General features: G+C 70.3%; 3 protein-coding genes. All 3 read left to right on the top strand.

What is annotated here, in order from left to right; all coding sequences use genetic code 11:
- Positions 1-5 precede the first annotated feature (5 nt).
- Genes K2X24_RS09790 through K2X24_RS09780 form a run of 3 tightly spaced genes read left to right on the top strand, consistent with a single transcriptional unit; the run spans position 6 to position 1842 of the window.
- Positions 6-611 carry a MotE family protein gene (locus K2X24_RS09790; RefSeq protein ID WP_292497260.1) on the top strand — a complete coding sequence of 202 codons (606 nt, stop codon included), beginning with the start codon at positions 6-8 and terminating at the stop codon, positions 609-611.
- Positions 611-1327, top strand: a complete 717-nt coding sequence (gene flgH / locus K2X24_RS09785; protein WP_292497258.1) for a flagellar basal body L-ring protein FlgH — start codon at positions 611-613, stop codon at positions 1325-1327. The genes K2X24_RS09790 and flgH overlap by 1 nt, the downstream gene beginning before the upstream one ends.
- Before the next feature lie 23 nt (positions 1328-1350).
- On the top strand, positions 1351-1842 hold the full coding sequence (locus K2X24_RS09780; protein ID WP_238279936.1) for a flagellar basal body-associated FliL family protein: 492 nt from the start codon (positions 1351-1353) through the stop codon (positions 1840-1842).
- The last annotated feature ends 47 nt before the right edge of the window (positions 1843-1889 follow it).

The following is a 1889-nucleotide window of genomic DNA, read 5'->3' as shown; positions in this document are numbered from 1 at the left end:
CGGGGATGAATCCCGGTCCGCTTCCCAAGAACGCCGCGCCGAAGCCCCCGGCACCGAAGCTGTCCGTCGCGGTCCAGCTCGCGGACACCAAGGCCCCCGAAACCACGGGTGCGATCGAGCCCCGGGCCGAGGCGACGAAACCCATCGAGACGGTTCAGGTGGCCGAGGTCCGGCTGCCGGAGCCGGCCCCCGAGCCAGTCAAGCCGGCGGTAAAGCCTCCCGCCTACTGCGCCAGCATCGCGGATGCCGCCGCCGATGCCCGCTTCGCCTGGCAGAAGGAGCAGCTCGCGACCCTGGAACGCCAGGTCGAGGAGCGCATCGCCAAGCTCGAGGCCAAGCGGGCCGAGTACGAGAGCTGGCTCGCCCGCCGCAACGCCTTCCTGGCCAAGGCCGACGAGGGGGTGGTGGCGATCTACACCAAGATGCGGGCGGACGCGGCGGCGCTGCAACTCGCCAACATGCCCGACGAATCGGCCGCTGCGATCCTGACCAAGCTCAATGCCCGCACCGCCAGCGCGATCCTGAGCGAGATGGAGGCCGCGCGCGCCGCGCAGCTGGCCCGCATGATGACCGAGCTGGGCAAGAAGGCCCGCGAGAGCGAGAAATCCTGATGTCCCTCAAGACCCTCCGGGCCGGCCTCCTCGCGGCGCTCGTGGCGCCGTCCCTGACCGCCTGCAATTCCTCCCTCGACCGGATGGGCCAGCCCCCGCTGCTCACCCCGATCGGCACCGGCCTGCAGCCGCCGCGCGAGGCCCTGCCGACCGCCTACGGCACCCTGGGGCCGCGCAGCTATCACTCGACCTGGGCACCGGGCAGCGCCGAGATGTTCCAGGACCCGCGCGCCCGCAACGTGGGCGACGTGATCACGGTCTCGATCCTCATCGACGACAAGGCGCAGTTCGGCAATTCGAGCGACCGCTCACGTAGCCAGAAGTCGAGCCTCGGCTTCGACTTCGGCTACGGCGTCTCGGGTCTGAAGGATGCCGCCACCGCCGATGCGGGCATCCGCTCGGGCACCGAGACGAAGGGCGCGGGCAACATCGACCGCTCCGAGGTGCTGCGCCTGCAGGTCGCCGCCATCGTCACCGAGCAGATGCCCAACGGCAACGTCGTCATCTCGGGCTCGCAGGAGGTGCGGGTGAACAACGAGGTCCGCGTGCTGACCGTCGCGGGCATCGTCCGGCCGCGCGACATCTCGCGCAAGAACACCATCGACTACGACAAGATCGCCGAGGCGCGCATCTCCTACGGCGGGCGCGGCCGCATCACGGACGTGCAGGCGCCCACCCTCGGCCAGCAGGTCTTCGAGACCCTGGCGCCCTTCTAGCACCCGCAGGCAGGACGCGACCCATGGCGGCCAAGACCGACACGAGCGAGCCGAAGAAGGGGGGCAAGGGCTGGATCGCCGCGCTCGCGCTCACCAGCCTCGTCGCCATCGGCACCGGCGGCGGCCTCGGCCTCTATCTGCTCTCCACCGTCGAGAAGGCGGTGGACGTCAAGAAGAAGGACGAGGAGGACAAGGCGGTGAAGGTGTTGAAGTACACCGGCGACCTCGCGCTGCGCAGCGTCGGCTCGGTGGTGACCAACCTCGCCGACACGCGGGACGCCTGGGTCCGTCTCGAATCCTCCGTGGTGTTCACGGCCGGCGCCGTGCCGAACCCCGACGTGGCGCTGGCCGAGATCCGCGCCGACATCCTGGCCTACCTGCGCACCGTGACCCTGCGGCAGATCGAGGGCGCCAGCGGTCTCCAGCACCTGCGCGAGGACCTCAACGAGCGGGTCGCCCTGCGCACCAAGGGTCAGGTGCGCGAGCTGATCGTCGAGATGCTGGTGGTGCAGTAGCCCCATGACGATGCCGACCCTCCCCAGGCTCGCCACCGCCGGCCTCG

It is taken from the genome of Methylobacterium sp. (assembly GCF_019750675.1).
Classification (GTDB): Bacteria; Pseudomonadota; Alphaproteobacteria; order Rhizobiales; family Beijerinckiaceae; genus Methylobacterium.
This window is presented reverse-complemented; position numbering and strand designations above follow the sequence as displayed.

What these genes read in the sequence shown, in the direction of transcription:
- K2X24_RS09790 (WP_292497260.1), top strand. Translation starts at nt 6, where the DNA reads ATGAATCCCGGTCCGCTTCCCAAGAACGCCGCGCCGAAGCCCCCGGCA.
- flgH (WP_292497258.1), top strand. Translation starts at nt 611, where the DNA reads ATGTCCCTCAAGACCCTCCGGGCCGGCCTCCTCGCGGCGCTCGTGGCG.
- K2X24_RS09780 (WP_238279936.1), top strand. Translation starts at nt 1,351, where the DNA reads ATGGCGGCCAAGACCGACACGAGCGAGCCGAAGAAGGGGGGCAAGGGC.